This window comes from Streptomyces sp. ISL-10, assembly GCF_018614575.1.
Classification (GTDB): domain Bacteria; phylum Actinomycetota; class Actinomycetes; order Streptomycetales; family Streptomycetaceae; genus Streptomyces.
The window spans coordinates 18,683-33,610 of sequence record NZ_JAGGOJ010000027.1 but is presented as its reverse complement, the minus strand read 5'-3'; the positions used below and the strand labels follow the sequence as shown (position 1 = coordinate 33,610).

The following is a 14,928-nucleotide window of genomic DNA, read 5'->3' as shown; positions in this document are numbered from 1 at the left end:
GTGAAGCGGCAACTCGGCCGGCCGCCGACATCGGGGCTCTGCCCCAGGCGGGCAGGGTTCCGACCGCAGAGCGCTGCCTCCGGCAACGGGTTGCCACCCTTCCTGCGCCTCGGCAGCCGCCGGCGGCTGAACTCGCGCGCTCTTTCCGGGGCCTGCCGTCGCTGCCCGATGGCTCGGCCGTCCGGTCGGGCCGCGGTGACCACTGACGGGTGACCGGGCATGCCGCTGCACTGGCGGGGTGACACAGTCGGGCCACAGAGCCGCTTGTTCTCCGGAGGTGCTGCCCATGGACACCGTTCTGGTCACGGGTGGGACCGGGCATCTGGGGCGGGACCTGATCGGCCTGTTGAAGCCCGGCTATCGGGTGCGCGTGCTCGCCCGCTCCCGCGGCACCGACCCCGACGTCGAGTGGGTGCGGGGGGATCTTGCCGCCGGGGCCGGGGCCGGGATCCGGGAGGCGGTGTCGGGGGTCCGTACCGTGGTGCATGCCGCCACGTGGTCACCGGCCGCGCGGCGTGGCTACCTCCTGCCGACCGACTTCTGGCGTAGCCCGCCGGACGTAGACGTCCACGGCACACACCGGCTGCTCGACGAGGCAGCCAGGGCCGGAGTCGGCCATTTCGCCTACGTGTCCATCGTCGGAGTCGACCGGCCGCGCCTGCCGTATCTGCGGCTGAAGCACGAAGCCGAGGAGCTGGTGCGTGCGGGGAAGTTCCCTGGTCGGTGTTGCGGGCCACCCAGTTCCACTGGCTGGCCGACCGCATGCTGGGCAAGGCTGCCCGGGTTCCCCTGCTGCCGCTGCCCACGGCCATCGAGACCCAGCCGGTTGATTCCGGCGACTTCGCCGCGTACGTGGCCCAGCGCGTCGCCGACGGGCCGGGCGGGCAGTGCGAAGACTTCGGCGGGCCGGAACTGCTCACCTTCGGCGACCTCGTCTCGCAGTGGCAGCAGATCCGCGGCCGGCGCCGCCCGGTCGTGAGGCTGCCGGTGCCCGACCGGCTCGGGCAGGCCGCCCGCGACCTCACCTGCCCGACCGGCCGCCGCGGCACCCTCACCTGGTCCGCATGGCTGCGCAGCCACCCGCCCGAGTGACACGGCACCGAAACCGCGTTGGTCTCGGCGCAGTCCGGTCCGAGCGACGCAAAGAGACGCCGAGCTTCATGCCGAGCTTCATCCGGCGGCTCCTTCGCGATGCGCTCCAGCATGAAGGACGACGACTCCCGCGCCCGCTCCTCCCGGGCGAAGACGCATGCTGTGGCGACCCCGTCGAAGTTCCGCTCGCGCAGCACACCCAGCGCTTGTTGATCGCGCGGACGAGGTCGACCGCGGCGGTGTTCTCCTCGCAGAAGTCGTCCGGGTGCGCCTCCAGGTCGAGGGCGATGTCCTCGCGTTCGAAGAGGGGCAGCAGTTCCTCCAGCGAGCGCCGGAAGGCGGCCTCGCTCTCGGCGGCCTTGTCCGGCCGCCCGTTGAACTCCGCGTTCATCCATGGGCATTCGAGGTCGGACGCGATCTCGATCAACCGCTTCCAGTACCGTACGGCGGCCTGCCGCTCACCATGTCGGTACGTGGCTCACCTGTCGGCCCGGGACCCGGGTCGTGGTGCGCGAGCACGGCGGGCTGTCCGCCGCGACTGTTCGCACTGAGCGAGGCGCAGGGGCGCACAGCAGCCGGCACCCCGCGGGAAACCGTCGACCGCATGATGCCGTCCTGTTCATGGATCGATGGCCGGGTGCGGCGTCAGCGCTCCGGCCTCGGGTTCACGGCCGCTGCAGTGCGGCCGCGGCCGTCGCCTCCACCCGGTGACCAGGCCTCACGCGGCGGCTCCTCGGGGATCGTCACACGATGGCGCTACGGTTCGTTCATGGCTGATTTCGTGCTCGCGGCAGGCGCGTGGCTCGGATCCTGGGCTTGGGACGAGGTGGTGCCGGAGCTGCGTGCGGCCGGCCACGGCGCTCATCCGGTGACGCTGTCCGGACTCGCGGAAAAGCAGCGCGTGCGGGCGGGACGGCAGACCCACGTTCAGGACATCGTCGGGGAGGTCGAAGGTCTTGATCTCCACGACGTCGTTCTGGTCGGACACAGCTATGCGAGCATCCCCGTCGGTCAGGCCGCCGGGCGGATCTGCGGCCGGCTCGCCTGCGTGGTGTTCATCGACGGCCCTGTTCCGGCCCAGGGACAATCGTGCCTGTCCAGCTGGCCGGACGGCGGCAGGTTCGTGAAGGCGGCGATCGCCGAGAACGGCGGCTTCTGGATGCCGCCTGATCGCGCCGGCTACTACGGCCACGGTCTGACCGATGAGCAGATCGACCGGATCATGGGTGGCTCGACGCCTCATCCCGGCGCCACGCTGACCGAGCCGGCCGTACTGACATGTCCTGTCGCCGAGCTGCCGGGGACGTACATCACCTGCCTGCTGGGCGGTGCTGAGCCGAAGGCCGACGTGGCCGAGCTCGGGACCGGCGGGCAGTGGCGCGTGGTTGAAATGGAAACCGGTCACTGGCCGATGTTCTCCCAGCCGCGTGAGCTGGCGCGGATCCTCCTCGATGCGGCGGGGGCCTGACACCACTCGCACGGCGCAAGGTCCGAGCCCCCGGGTGAGGTGTCGCCGTTCCGGCACGTGGCCGACGTCATCTGCCGCGCACAGGCGTCGGTCGGGGCAGGCGGATACGCGATGCTTGTGCCGCCCCGGGGGCTGTGGCGAGGCCCCGGCACGGACTCGAACCCATTCCTTCGTCCCGAGATGCGTAAATCTCCCCATCGGGTGAACTGTGGAGAAGTACGCGAAGAGAGCAGTTCGGACAGGACGTGGGCCCCATCGGCTCGGGGCCGGCGGCACCCTCGGTAACGGCCGGAGCCGTAGAGGTGCTGTCTTTCCTCCACCCGAGCCATGGGGACCATCTCCGGTGAACCTCGTGAGGGGGCCGATCATGGGCGACCGTAGCAGCGTGACCGTAGGGGTGCTGGGATCCTACGGGGGACGCAACGTGGGCGACGAGGCGATCCTCACCGCCATGCTGGACCGCATTCGGGGCGGGCGCCCGGACGCTCGGCTCGTTCTCTTCTCCCGCAGTCCCGACCACAGCCGCACCATGCATCCGGATGTCGAGGTGGTCGGCTGGGAGGGCGTGTGCAGGGAGGGCATCTCCGAGCACCTGCGCCGGCTGAGTGTGCTCGTACTCGGTGGCGGCGGGATCCTCTACAACACCGAGGCGCGCCGCTATCTGCGGCTGGCCCGGACCGCACAGGATCTCGGCGTCCCCCTCTTCACCTATGCCATAGGCGCCGGTCCGCTCACCGACGAAGCGGACTGCGCGTGGATCCGTGCCACGCTCTCCGACGCCGCGGAGGTGACGGTCCGCGACGAGGAGTCGAAGCTGGTGCTGGAAGAGGCGGGGCTGACCCGGCCCATCACGGTCACCGCCGACCCGGCACTGCTGCTCGAACCCGGGGACTGCGGTGGCGAACTCCTGCGGGCCGAGGCCGTGCCGCAGGGGGTGCGACTGGTGGGGATGAGCGTGCGGGAACCCGGCCGCGCGGCCGAGCACCTGGACGAGGACGGCTACCACCAACTTCTCGCCAGTGTCGGCGACTTCCTCGTCCACCGGCTGGAGGCCCATGTCGTCTTCGTCCCGATGGAACGCGACGACATCCGGCACGCGCACGGGGTGGTGTCGCACATGGCCGAAGCCGATCGCTGCACGGTGCTGCGCGGCAGCTACCACCCGCAGCAGGTCCTCGACATCGTCAAGCAGCTGGACCTCGCCATCGGCATGAGGCTGCACTTCCTGATCTTCGCCGCGCTCGCGGGGATTCCCCTGCTGCCCCTGCCTTACGCGGGAAAGGTCTTCGACTTCGCCCAGCAGATCGGCGCACCCGCCTTGCGCGGTGTGGTCAGGGAGACCGCGGGACTGCTCCTGGCGGAAGTGGACCGCCTGTGGGACGAGCGGCCCGCCCGCGCGGCTCACACGGTCGCTCGGACGGCGGCGATGAAACTGAGGGCAGCCGAGACCGGTGACCGCCTCCTGGCCTACCTCGACCGCACCGCCCCCCGCACCCTCGTCCGTAGCACCATGCCGACGGTCGCAGCCCCGATCGGCTGAGCCGTCCCGCCGGCGCAGCCCCGATCGGCTGAGCCGTCACGCCACTTACTCCCACGGAGGAACCGTGTCCTACCTGATGCCGCCCCGCGTCCCCCGGAGCGTCGAGCTGCCCCCGCGCCAGGCTCTGCACGCGGGCTCGACGCAGGTACTCGTGGTCGGCGGGGGACCGGCCGGCATCGGTGCGGCCCTCGGCGCCGCGAACGCGGGCGCGCAGGTGACCCTCGTCGAGCGGTACGGATTCCTCGGTGGCAACGCCACCGCGGCGCTGGTCATGCCGCTGATGAGTTTCCACAACGAGGTCAAGCAGGCCGTTGCCGGTGATTCCGCACGGCTGCTGCCGCCCGATCACGGGGAGGGCGAGCCGGTCGTGGGCGGCGTGCTGTGGGTGCTGCTGGAGCAGTTGGTGCGTGCCGGAGCGGCGATCCGACCCTCGCTGGACACCGGCTACACGGTGCCCTTCGACGCGGAGCTGTTCAAGCTGGTCCTGTACGAGATGTTGGAGACCCACGAGGTCCGCACGCTGCTGCACGCGTTCGCCTCCGGCGTCTGCCAGGCGCCCGACGACCGCGTCCGGGCGGTGTTCGAGACCAAGTCGGGGCCGGTCGTCATCGATGCGGATGTGATCGTCGATTGCACGGGAGACGGCGACATCGCCGCCGCGGCCGGGGCCGCGTACGAGATCGGCCGACCGGAGGACGGCTGGACGCAGCCCATGACGCTGATGTTCCGCATGGTCCGCTTCGACCACGAGGGATTCGCCGCGTACGCCCGCTCCCACCCGGATCAGTGGAAGGGGGTGCACGGGCTGTGGGACCTGGTCCGCGCCGCCACCGACGCGGGCGAACTCGACCTGCCGCGCGAGGACATGCTGTTCTTCGCCACCCCCAACACCGGCGAAGTGGCGGTCAACTCGACCCGCGTCACCGAGGTGCTGGGCACCAGCGTCTGGGACCTCACCCGCGCCGAATTCACCGCTCACCGCCAGATGGCTCAGATCGCACGCTTCCTGCGCAGCCGCGTGCCGGGATTCGCCGACTCGTATGTCGTGCAGAGCGGCGTCCAGGTCGGTGTCCGTGAGACGCGCCGGATCGTCGGCGAGTACCAGCTGACGGGCGAGGACGTGCTGACGGCCCGCAAGTTCGGGGACGTCATCGCCCGCGGCGCCTACCCGGTGGACATCCACAACCCGAGCGGTCGCGGCACGACGCTCAAACGCGTACCGCGTGGCGAGTCCTACGACATCCCCCTGCGCTGCCTCTTCCCCCGGGAGGTGAACCGGGTCCTCGTCGCCGGCCGCTGCATATCGGGCGACCACGTGGCCCACTCGTCCTACCGTGTCATGCCGATCTCGATGGCCACCGGTCAGGCAGCGGGCGTCTGCGCGGCCCTCGCCGTAGCCCAGGGCCAACGCCCCCCGGACATCCCGGCGAACGCGGTCCAGGAAGAGCTCCGCTCGCAGGGGGCAAGACTCCACTGAGGTGCGGTCGGTCCGTTGCCAAGCGCGTGCAGGCCGATCTGCCGGGGGCGTCAACGCTTCGTTAAAGTCGGCGCGTTGGAGGGGTTCCCTCGGTACGCTACGCGCGTATAACGTGTCGGAATTCGAACCCCACATCTGGCTATTTCTGCCTTTTCCCAGGAGGTTTCGTGCGACGGAGACATTTCCTTGCAGGTTCCACCGCTGTGGCGGGCGCGGTGCTCGGCGGGCCTTTTCTCGGGGCCGCCACCGCCTCCGCCCAGGGCGGACCTCGGCCCGGGAAGGGATACGGCGGGCTTCGGCCGGTCAGGGACCAGCGCGACGGTGCCGTCCGGCTTCACCTGCCCGAGGGGTTCTCCTACCGCTCGTTCAACCCCACGGGGGAACGACTCGGCGACGGCTCCGTCACGCCCGGCAACCATGACGGCATGGCCGCGTTCCGCGGGCCGCGCGGCACCACCCTTCTGGTCCGCAACCATGAACTCAACGGCCCCGGCACCGCCTTCGGGCCGGAGCGGACCGTGTACGATCCGGCCGGCCGGGGCGGCACGACGACTCTGCTGGTGACCGGTCACGGGCAGGTGCTGCACAGCCGGGCCAGCCTCAGCGGTACCCAGATGAACTGCTCCGGCGGACCGATGCCATGGGGCTCCTGGATCACCTGCGAGGAAACGGTCAACGGCCCTGATGTGGGCAACGACTTCAGCGGAGGAGACAACAGCCTCCTGCACGAGAAGCACGGCTACCTCTTCGAAGTACCCCTCGACACAACGGCGACCGCCCGTCCCATCCGGTCCGCCGGACGCTTCCCCCACGAATCGGTCGCATTCGACCCCCACACGGGCGCCGTCTACGAATGCGAGGACAACTTCAACTCCCCCTCCGGCTTCTACCGCTACCTGCCGCCCCGGGACCCGCGCGCCACCGGCAGGCTCCTGGACGGCGGCACATTGCAGATGCTCGCGGTACGCGGCACGGACAACGCCGACCTCTCGCTCGGACAACGGCGCGGTGTCACCTATCAGGTGTGCTGGGTCGACATCGACGACCCGGACCCCGAGTTCCCTTCCGGTACCGGCAACTCCTTTGCCATCCAGGCCGTCGGTGCCCAGGGCAGGGCCAAGGGAGCGGCGCTCTTCTCCCGGTTGGAAGGCTGCGTCCACCACCAGGGCACGGTGTACTTCGTCTCCACCCAAGGCGGTGCCACCGCGGAGGGGGAGGCGCCCCCGAGCGGGTTCGGTGACGGGCGCGGGCAGGTATGGGCGTACGACACCAGGCGCAGCACGCTGCGCCTGGTGTACGAGTCACCTCACTCGATGACGCTCGACCTGCCGGACAACATCACGACCAGCCCGCGCGGCACGCTGGTGCTGTGCGAGGACGGGGACGGGGAGAACTACGTTCGCGGGCTCACCGCCGGCGGGTCGATCTTCGACTTCGCGCGCATGGAGCCCTTGGCGGACGACCCGGGTGGCGAATTCGCCGGATCGACGTTCTCTCCCGACGGCCGCACGCTGTTCGTCAACGTCCAGTCGGATCTCGGAGCCAGCATTGCCATCTGGGGCCCCTGGCACCGCGGCGGCTTCTGACCGCCTTGCGCGGGCGGGGCGCACGGGCTGTGGGACGGCGTCTGTCGTGAGCCGGTCACCGGCTCGTCGTCCCGCCCGCGGCGCGGTCCGAACGCGGCCACCGAACGTGCCTCGTCGGTGCTCTGCAGAACAGCATCCAGGCTGGGCCCGTCATCGGCTCGTGGCCTCTTCGGAGCCGGGTGAGTCGGGGCAGGCGGCCGCACCGGTGGGCCGCCCGCAGCCCACCGTGACCCGCTCACCGGCCCGGTGCACCCGCCGCGGGCCACGGCGCGCCGCAGCCGTTCGGATCGCGGGCGCGGCGTGCCCGTGGGCATCATGGCAGGAGGTCGGCCGGTCCGGACCGCGGCACCGACGGCGTTCCGCGGCCACCGCCGCCCGACCACCCGTCGACTGCCGGAGGCCGACACGTGCAGACTCTGCTGCCGGTGCTCTTCGCGCTCTGCGCGGCGCTAAGCAACGCGTTCGCCACGGTGCTGCAGCGCAAGGCGGCTCTCGTCGTCCCGCGCTCGGAAGGTTTCCGCGCCGGTCTCATGCTCGATCTGCTGCGCCAGCCCGTCTGGCTGGCCGGCATGCTCGCCGTCGTCACTGCCGGCGTCTGCCAGGCGGTGGCTCTCGGAACCGGGCCGCTGACGATCGTTCAGCCGCTCTTCGTCCTCGAACTGCCGCTCGCCCTCATCCTGGCGACACTGCTGCTGCACGGGAGCCTGCCGCGCACCGGATGGGTGGCCGTGGCCGGTGTCGTGGTGGGCCTCGGCATTGCTCTCGCCGCCGCGTCGCCCTCGGGCAACCGTACCGATGTGCCGGCGGACCGCTGGATCGTCACGCTCGCGGTGTGCGCTGCGGTGGTCGTCGCGCTCGCCGCCGCCGCCCTGCGCCGCCCGGAGGGCCGGGCCCGCGCAGCCTGCCTCGGCACGGCCACCGCGATCAGTTATGCCGTCACCGCGGCCCTGATGAAGGAGGCGGTGCACATCCTGGACGATGACGGCCTCGGCGCCTTTCTCACGGCCTGGCAGACCTACGCCTTCGCGGCGACCGGTGTGGTCGCGCTCTTTCTGCTGGAGAACGCGATGCAGGCGGGCCCGCTGGTCGCTTCCCAGCCCGCGCTCACCCTCGGCGACGCGGCCGTGAGTCTGTGTCTCGGCATCCTCCTCTTCGAGGAACACGTCCGCACCGGCTGGTGGCTGCTCCCCGAGGCGGTAGGAGTGGCGTTGGTGGTGGCCGGTGTCCTTACCCTGGCCAGGATGCCGCTGGCCCGCTCCCTTGCCGCCTCCGAAGAGCACGGGGCCACCGTGCCCTGAGCCCGGTCAGCCGTCCCGGCCGGACGGGAGCGCCGTGCGGAGCGCCTGACGGACCGACCAGACCACGGCCACGAGCGGCACCGCGGCGACCGCGCCCACCACACCCGCGGCGACCGCCCCGCCGACCACCGACAGCGCGACGACCACAGGATGCAGCCGGACGGCCCAGCTCATCACGATCGGGTGCAGCAGATGCCCCTCGATCTGTCCGATGACGACGATGAGAGCGACGACCACGGCCGCGATCAGCGGGCCCTCGGACGCGAGCGCGACCACCGCGGCCACGGCGAGCGCGATGGGCGAACCGACGAGAGGGATGAACGCGGCGAAGAACTCCAGCAGGGCCAGCGGCAGCGCGAGGGGGACCCCGAGGGCGAAGAGGGCGATGCCCACCAGGATCGCGTTGGTGGCCGCCACCAGGAGAATGCCGTGGGTGTATCCGGTGAACGTCCGCCAGGCGGCCCGGCCGGCGACCGTCGCGCGCTCCCGGGCGGCGGGCGGCAACTGCCCGCAGAACCATCGCCACTGGCGGTCGCCGGAATGGACGAAGAAGACCGAGCAGAACAGCGCGAGGGCCAGCACGGTCAGCACCTCGACCAGCCGCCCGGCGCCGCTCAGCGCCTCACTGACGACGGTGGACCTGTGGCTGGACAGCAACTGGCCGATGCGGGACTGGATGTCGGTGAGGGCCTCCGGGGCGATGCGGAACGGGGGCTGCTCCAGCCAGTTCTCAATCCTCTCGATGCCGATGCGGAACTCCCGTACCAGTGTGGTCCGCTCGCCCGCGACCACCTCGCCGACCAGGGCGAACACACCCAGCACGAGCGCCATGCTGCACAGCAGCGAGCCGGCGACGGCGAGCGGACGAGGCAGGAAGCGTGCGGCCAGATCGGCCACCGGCCGCAGCACAGCGGTGACGACCAGGCCCAGGAAGACGGCCACCGCGATCTCGTGGAACCGCCCCAGCAGCGCGAAGACGCCGTAGACAGCGGCGGTCACCACGAGGATCCGCCAGGCGTACGCGGCGGCCGTCCGCAGCGCGTCCGGCACCCGCTGCGTCTCTGCGGTGGACGGCGCACCCGAAGGGCGCTCCTGCCGGTCCGGCGACCTGGGGGGCATGCACATGCGCGTACCACCGGACGCGCCGCGGAGCACGTGTTCGGTGCATTGTTCGCCCGAAGGCACGCGGAATCGGGCCCGCCGTGGGACCAGGCGGGTCGCGCGGTCAGCCGGAGCGGGCCGGCACGGCGCGAAGGTCGCCTCGGCGGAAATCGACGACGCCCGGAGGGGCCTCGGACAGCCGGGCGGGTCAGGCCGAGCCGGGCACCCCGCTCGCCTGCCCGCCGAGCACATGACGCGAGCCGAAGCCCAGGCCGTGGTCCGAGGGACCGCCACCGGCCACCGCGCCGGGCGTGCTCTCTTCCCCGGCCCGGTCCGCGCCGGTTTCACCAGGTGCGGCCGATCTGCAGCAAATGGTCGCGGACGCGAGCGACATGCGGATTCTCCGTGCCACCGGGCCGCTGCACGAGGTAGCCGGTGTTGATGGGCGGGTCGTCGGTCTCGTGCAGAGGAACCAGGGCTCCGGAAGCGAGTTCCCCCAGGCACAGGTAGCGGGGCAGGACCGTGAAGCCCGCGCCCGCCGTGACGGCCGCCAGCACGCCGCGCAGGTCGGGGACGGTGACGGCGGCTCGGCAGGTCAGGCGTTTGCCGAAGACGTGTCGCCAGTAGCGGCGCGCGATGGGAAGGTCTTCGGCGTAGGTGACCAGCGGGACGGAGTGCAGGGCCGCCGGGACGTCGGCGGCCGGCTGCTCCTTGAGCCGGTCTGCCCAGACGGGGGCGGCGACCAGGACGAACTCCTCGTCCATCAGCGGGACGGCGGTGACCGTCCGGCCGCGCGGACGGGTGGTGGCGATGAGGAGGTCGTGGCGGCCGGCGCGCAGGTCGTCGAGCAGGGGGTCGGTCAGGCCCGTGGTCACGCGTAGCCGTACGCCGTCGGCGACGAGGGGCGCGAGCCCGGGCAGGACACGCGTGCAGAGCAGTTCGGCGGGGCCGGCGAGGTGGACGGGCTCGGCGTCGCTGTCCTCGGGCGAAGTGGAGGTGGTCGCGCGTGCGAGGACGTCCAGGGGCGCGGCGATCCGGGTGGCGAGCTCGTCCGCGACCGGTGTCGGGGCGACGCCGCGCGGCAGCCGCTCGAACAGCTCGCGTCCGGTCTGCCGTTCCAGGGTGCGGATCTGCGTGGTCACCGTGGGCTGTGACAGGCCCAGCAGCGGGGCGGCGGCGGTGAAGGACCCGGCGCGGTAGACCGTGAGGAAGGTGCGCAGGAGGTTCAGGTCTGCAGGGTGCGGTGCGGCGTCGGCGTGCCTTGGCGCTTCGGGCATCACATCGGAATTCCTATGCCTCACCCGACCAAGTGTAGGTGGCCCCTATGGGGCGCGGGAGGGGGCGGTTCTCTCCCTTTTCGCACCCCTCACCGCGAGCAGCTCCGTGACCAGGCTCCTTCCACGCCTTTCCGGCCTGCTCCCCGACCAGCACGTTCTTGCCCGGTGGTGCGGTCGGTCTCGCCGAAGGTGTGGCCCTTGGCGGCCCCGGCGAGGGGGAAGACGGCCTCGATGCGGGCGCGCAGGGCGCCCGGATGGACGAGGTCGGCGATCGCGTCCATCCCGGCATGGTCGGCCTCGACGAGGAGCGTCTCGGCGCGGACGCCCCGCTCGGCTGTCTGCTCCGCTTCGCGCGGGTCGCTTCCCGGCATCGCCACCGGCACCTCGCTGCGGCAGCACCTGCATGCCGCCCTCGGCATGTCACCGCTCGCCTGCCGGCGCACTTTTCGGCGCGTGCCGCCGTCGAGTATCTGACCCATTGGCCATCACCGCAGGTCATGGCCTGTCCGAGGATATTCCCCGCCATCCATTGGGAATCCAATGTCCGGCATTGGATTCCTCATTGGATACCGGTGGGTGACCGGACCTACCTTCGAGGACATCGCCGCCCTGACGATCTGAACTCGGAACGTCAGCGTTCGCAGAACGTCGAAGCGTGCGATCCGAATCCCCCTGGGCCCGAGCGGGCCCGCACCCTCGGAGTGACTCACCATGTCGAAGATCCTTTTCGTGATGACCGGCGTCGACCACTGGACGCTTGCGGACGGCACCAAGCACCCCACCGGCTTCTGGGCCGAGGAGGCCGTCGCCCCGTACGAGGTGTTCAAGGCCGCGGGCCACGAGATCGTCGTGGCCACGCCTGATGGCGTCGTGCCGACCGTGGACAAGGGCAGCCTGGCGCCCGAGGTCAACGGCGGCCAGGAGCGCGCCGACAAGATCGCCGCCGCACTCGCCTCGATCACGGAGCTGCACCACCCGATCACGCTGGAGGACGTGGACCTCGACGACTACGCGGCCGTCTTCTACCCCGGCGGTCACGGCCCCATGGAGGACCTCGCCGTCGACTCCACCTCCGGCCGGATCCTGATCGACACCCTCGACTCGGGCAAGCCGCTCGCCGTCGTCTGCCACGCCCCGGCCGCGCTCCTGGCCGCCGAGAAGGCCGACGGTTCCAACGCGTTCGCCGGCTACCGGGTGGCCGCCTTCACCAACGCCGAGGAGAGCCAGGCCGGTTTCGCCGACAAGGCGAAGTGGCTCCTCGAGACCCGCCTCGTCGAGGCCGGCGTCCAGGTCCAGGTGGGCGAGCCGTGGGCGCCGAACGTGGTCGTCGACCGCAATCTGGTCACTGGTCAGAACCCGTCCTCCTCCGCCCCGCTCGCGGTCGAGGTCCTCAAGAGGCTGGCCTGACGATGGTCGCCGACCGGCTCGAAGAGGTCCTCGACGCCACCTACGACTGCCTGACCCGGTACGGCGTACGGCGCACCACGATGGACGACATCGCCACCACCATGGGCGTGTCCCGGTCAGCGGTCTACCAGTACGTGCGCAGCAAGGACGACGCCTTCCGGCAGCTCGCCGGACGCCTGCACGACCAGGCGCTCGCACGGGCCCGGAAGGCGGCCGTGGACCAGGAAGCCCCCTGCGCGGACCGAATCCGGGGCGTCCTGGCTGCCAAGCTTGATCTCGTACTCCGACTCAGCGGTCCGTCACCGCACACCGCCGAACTCCTCGATGCCAAGGCCCGGTTGTTCGGCGGGATATGCACCGCGTTCACCGCGGACCTGCGGCGCCTGCTGATCCGCCTCTTCGAGGAGGCCGGCACACGGGAGGGTGTGGAGCCGGCCGAGGCCGCCGACATCTGCATCGCCCTGGTCATCGGCCTGGAGGCCGTCCCCGACGGCGAACGGCTCCTGGAGCCCGCCACCCGGGCACTGCTCGCCGGACTGCTGGTGCCCGGGCCGTGCGCTCGCTGAACCCGACCGCGTCGGGCACAGGATGTCGGTCCGGCAGGGTGGGGCCTTCCTGAGGTGAGTGATCGAAGGGAGGAGGACCGGATGCTGGAGCGGCTGAACCAGGCCATGGAGCACATCGAGTCACATCTCGGTCAACCGATCGACGTGGCTGATCTCGCGCGCATCGCAGTGACGTCGGAGTATCACTTCCGCCGGCTGTTCTCCGCGCCGGCAGGCATCCCGCTGCCGGAGTACATCCGCCGCAGACGGCTGACCGTGGCGGGCGCCGAAGTGCTCGCCGGTGAGCGGACACCGCTGGACGTCGCGATGCGCTACGGCTACAGCTCGGGGGAGGCCTTCGCGCGTGCGTTCCGCGCCGTCCACGGTGTGGGGCCGGGCGAGGCCCGGCGAACCGGTGCGGCTCTGCACTCCCACCCCCGGATGTCCTTCCGACTCATCGTCGAGGGAGCAGCAGTGTCATCTCGGGATGGCCTGCGGCGACCTGACGGATGAGCAGCGCAGACGCCCTGAAGGTGTGTTGCCCCCATGCCCAACACCGCGTACGCGTAGGGCGCGGCGCGGCGGACCCCGAAGGGCTACCGGCTCCGCGGGGGAGCGGACAGGACACACCTGCCCACTGCTTCGAGCCCCGCGGCCGCACGCCGAGCCGCCCGGAAGGGCATCGTGTCCTTCCGGGCGGCGGCCATGCGCTCAGTCGGCGAGCAACGTGCGGTGAACCGCGTCCGTGATCCTCTGGAACGGTTTGAGCGCGAGGCGCATCAGAACCAGGGCGTTGTCGTCGCCCGCGATGCGGTTGGCGCTGAGTTCCCCGCAGGTCAGACAGCGATGGATGATCATCCATTCGCCGTTGGGCCGTACGGCCATGCTCAGCGCGTCCATACGGCCGCGGCACAATGCGGCACGGTCTCCCGGGACGCGCCTGTCGACGTGAAGGCTCGCCAGGCAGTGCGGGCAGTGGTTGCGGTGGGCGGTGCCCGGGGCGTCCAGCGGCACGTCGAGCCGACAGCCGACGCACCGGAAGTCATGGGCGCGGTGGCGGCGCTGCCCGTGCAGCACGTCCTTTCGTCGCTGCGGGCGCCGGGCGGGGGGATTGCGGCGTGGCACAGTCGTCTTTCTTCCTGGCCGGGCGTTCACAGGCTGCCGAACGACTCGAGCGGGAACGGCGGCTGGGCCAGGGGACGTACGGCCATGCGCATCAGGATGAGCTGGTTGTCGTCCGGACAGACAGGGTTCGACGTCAGCTCGTCGCAGCGCACGCAGCGGTGGATGACCATCCAGTCGCCGGTGCGGAGCGCGGCGATCGAGATCGGTGTCATCCGACCGTGGCACTCGCTGCGGCCGCCCTCGACGTGCTCGGTGACGTGCTGGGAGTGCAGGCACGAGGGGCAGTGGTTGCGCCGCGTGCCGTCGGCCGCGAACGTGGAGACGGTCAGGCCGCACCACGCGCAGGTGAAGGTGCCGATCTTCAGGGCGTGGTGCGTGTTGGGGTTGGACACCCGGGGAGCTCCTTGCTGAGAGAACAGTCATGACAGCAAGAACAGGCCGAGCGTTCCTCGACGAGTAACGGACGTCACGCGGTACGACGAGGCGCGCTCGGCGCGGTCCGGGTCATAAAACACCCTCTCCGGGGCACGGGTGGCCCGATGACGGTTTCCGATGAGGCGCCGGTCAGCGTAACGGCGCCTCCACCGCCGCGACCACCGAATTACGCCGGGCACGACCGTCATTGGATTGTGCCAAGCCGGCTGCCGTCGGATTGCGCCCGGCGGCCACCGGCCTTGCCCGGGACGGCCGCCTGAGTGCGCCAAGTGGAGTTCAGCGGGGAGGAGTTCGGCGGCGTCGACGACCGCCTCGCCACTGATCTCGTCGGGGCGCAGGAGGTGCTGGATCAGCAGGCCGTCCTCCAGGGCGAGGATCCCGTGGACGGCCGCTCGCGCGTACGGTCGCCGACCTGGGCCGAAAGCCGCTGCCGCGATCGAGCGGCGCCTGGGTGCTGACGCCGGTCACTCCCACCGCCGGCTCTCAGCTGGGTGGAGCCGCAGAGCAGTCGGCAACCCGCCAATTGCCCCAGGAGATCGGCCAACTCCCGGGCACGACCGCGGTCATGTCCTGCACC

14 protein-coding genes and 3 pseudogenes are annotated in these 14,928 nt (G+C 71.0%); 11 read left to right on the top strand and 6 right to left on the bottom strand.

Going from position 1 to position 14,928, the window contains the following annotated elements:
- Positions 1 to 286: 286 nt before the first annotated feature.
- Positions 287 to 658, top strand: a pseudogene (locus J7E88_RS37520) (SDR family oxidoreductase); the annotation flags it as partial.
- 68 nt (positions 659 to 726) lie between these two features.
- On the top strand, positions 727 to 1,092 hold the full coding sequence (locus tag J7E88_RS36305; RefSeq protein ID WP_251023296.1) for a hypothetical protein: 366 nt from the start codon (positions 727 to 729) through the stop codon (positions 1,090 to 1,092).
- Between the two features lie 89 nt (positions 1,093 to 1,181).
- Here the strand turns inward: J7E88_RS36305 and J7E88_RS27360 are convergent.
- Positions 1,182 to 1,552, bottom strand: a pseudogene (locus tag J7E88_RS27360) (sugar phosphate isomerase/epimerase family protein); the annotation flags it as partial.
- A 309-nt stretch (positions 1,553 to 1,861) separates the two neighbouring features.
- On the opposite strand from J7E88_RS27360, the gene J7E88_RS27355 reads away from it, so the two are divergent.
- The 5 genes from J7E88_RS27355 to J7E88_RS27335 all read left to right on the top strand — a co-directional run bounded on the left by J7E88_RS27355 (position 1,862) and on the right by J7E88_RS27335 (position 8,461).
- On the top strand, positions 1,862 to 2,560 hold the full coding sequence (locus tag J7E88_RS27355) for an alpha/beta fold hydrolase (protein ID WP_215185814.1): 699 nt from the start codon (positions 1,862 to 1,864) through the stop codon (positions 2,558 to 2,560).
- 367 nt (positions 2,561 to 2,927) lie between these two features.
- A complete protein-coding gene (locus tag J7E88_RS27350; RefSeq protein ID WP_215185693.1) occupies positions 2,928 to 4,100 on the top strand; it encodes a polysaccharide pyruvyl transferase family protein in 1,173 nt (390 codons plus the stop codon).
- 64 nt (positions 4,101 to 4,164) lie between these two features.
- Positions 4,165 to 5,577, top strand: a complete 1,413-nt coding sequence (locus J7E88_RS27345) for an FAD-dependent oxidoreductase (RefSeq protein ID WP_374196329.1) — start codon at positions 4,165 to 4,167, stop codon at positions 5,575 to 5,577.
- A 167-nt stretch (positions 5,578 to 5,744) separates the two neighbouring features.
- Positions 5,745 to 7,163 (top strand): PhoX family phosphatase, encoded by a 1,419-nt coding sequence (locus J7E88_RS27340; RefSeq protein ID WP_215185691.1) that lies wholly within the window; start codon positions 5,745 to 5,747, stop codon positions 7,161 to 7,163.
- Between the two features lie 407 nt (positions 7,164 to 7,570).
- Positions 7,571 to 8,461: a DMT family transporter gene (locus tag J7E88_RS27335; RefSeq protein ID WP_215185689.1), complete on the top strand. Its 891-nt coding sequence runs from the start codon at positions 7,571 to 7,573 to the stop codon at positions 8,459 to 8,461.
- 6 nt (positions 8,462 to 8,467) lie between these two features.
- On the opposite strand, the gene J7E88_RS27330 is transcribed toward J7E88_RS27335, so the two are convergent.
- The 3 genes from J7E88_RS27330 to J7E88_RS36300 all read right to left on the bottom strand — a co-directional run bounded on the left by J7E88_RS27330 (position 8,468) and on the right by J7E88_RS36300 (position 11,210).
- Complete coding sequence (locus tag J7E88_RS27330) at positions 8,468 to 9,586, bottom strand: AI-2E family transporter (protein ID WP_374196328.1); 1,119 nt, start codon at positions 9,584 to 9,586, stop codon at positions 8,468 to 8,470.
- 320 nt (positions 9,587 to 9,906) lie between these two features.
- Complete coding sequence (locus J7E88_RS27325; protein WP_215185685.1) at positions 9,907 to 10,839, bottom strand: LysR family transcriptional regulator; 933 nt, start codon at positions 10,837 to 10,839, stop codon at positions 9,907 to 9,909.
- A gap of 89 nt (positions 10,840 to 10,928) precedes the next feature.
- Positions 10,929 to 11,210 (bottom strand): zinc-binding dehydrogenase, encoded by a 282-nt coding sequence (locus tag J7E88_RS36300; RefSeq protein WP_374196327.1) that lies wholly within the window; start codon positions 11,208 to 11,210, stop codon positions 10,929 to 10,931.
- A gap of 340 nt (positions 11,211 to 11,550) precedes the next feature.
- On the opposite strand from J7E88_RS36300, the gene J7E88_RS27315 reads away from it, so the two are divergent.
- From J7E88_RS27315 to J7E88_RS27305, 3 genes and pseudogenes are all read left to right on the top strand, one after another.
- A complete protein-coding gene (locus J7E88_RS27315) occupies positions 11,551 to 12,246 on the top strand; it encodes a type 1 glutamine amidotransferase domain-containing protein (protein WP_215185681.1) in 696 nt (231 codons plus the stop codon).
- Positions 12,247 to 12,248: 2 nt separating this feature from the next.
- Positions 12,249 to 12,812, top strand: coding sequence for a TetR/AcrR family transcriptional regulator (locus J7E88_RS27310; protein WP_215185679.1), 564 nt, complete (start codon positions 12,249 to 12,251; stop codon positions 12,810 to 12,812).
- An 81-nt stretch (positions 12,813 to 12,893) separates the two neighbouring features.
- Positions 12,894 to 13,265: pseudogene (locus J7E88_RS27305) on the top strand (helix-turn-helix transcriptional regulator); the annotation flags it as partial.
- A 237-nt stretch (positions 13,266 to 13,502) separates the two neighbouring features.
- Here the strand turns inward: J7E88_RS27305 and J7E88_RS27300 are convergent.
- The gene (locus tag J7E88_RS27300) at positions 13,503 to 13,916 is read right to left on the bottom strand and encodes an RNHCP domain-containing protein (protein ID WP_215185678.1); all 414 of its coding nucleotides are present in this window, start codon (positions 13,914 to 13,916) and stop codon (positions 13,503 to 13,505) included.
- A gap of 26 nt (positions 13,917 to 13,942) precedes the next feature.
- Positions 13,943 to 14,308 (bottom strand): RNHCP domain-containing protein, encoded by a 366-nt coding sequence (locus tag J7E88_RS27295; RefSeq protein WP_215185676.1) that lies wholly within the window; start codon positions 14,306 to 14,308, stop codon positions 13,943 to 13,945.
- Between the two features lie 312 nt (positions 14,309 to 14,620).
- Here J7E88_RS27295 and J7E88_RS27290 point away from each other — a divergent pair, with 312 nt between their 5' ends.
- Positions 14,621 to 14,809, top strand: coding sequence for a hypothetical protein (locus tag J7E88_RS27290; protein ID WP_215185674.1), 189 nt, complete (start codon positions 14,621 to 14,623; stop codon positions 14,807 to 14,809).
- Positions 14,810 to 14,928 lie beyond the last annotated feature (119 nt).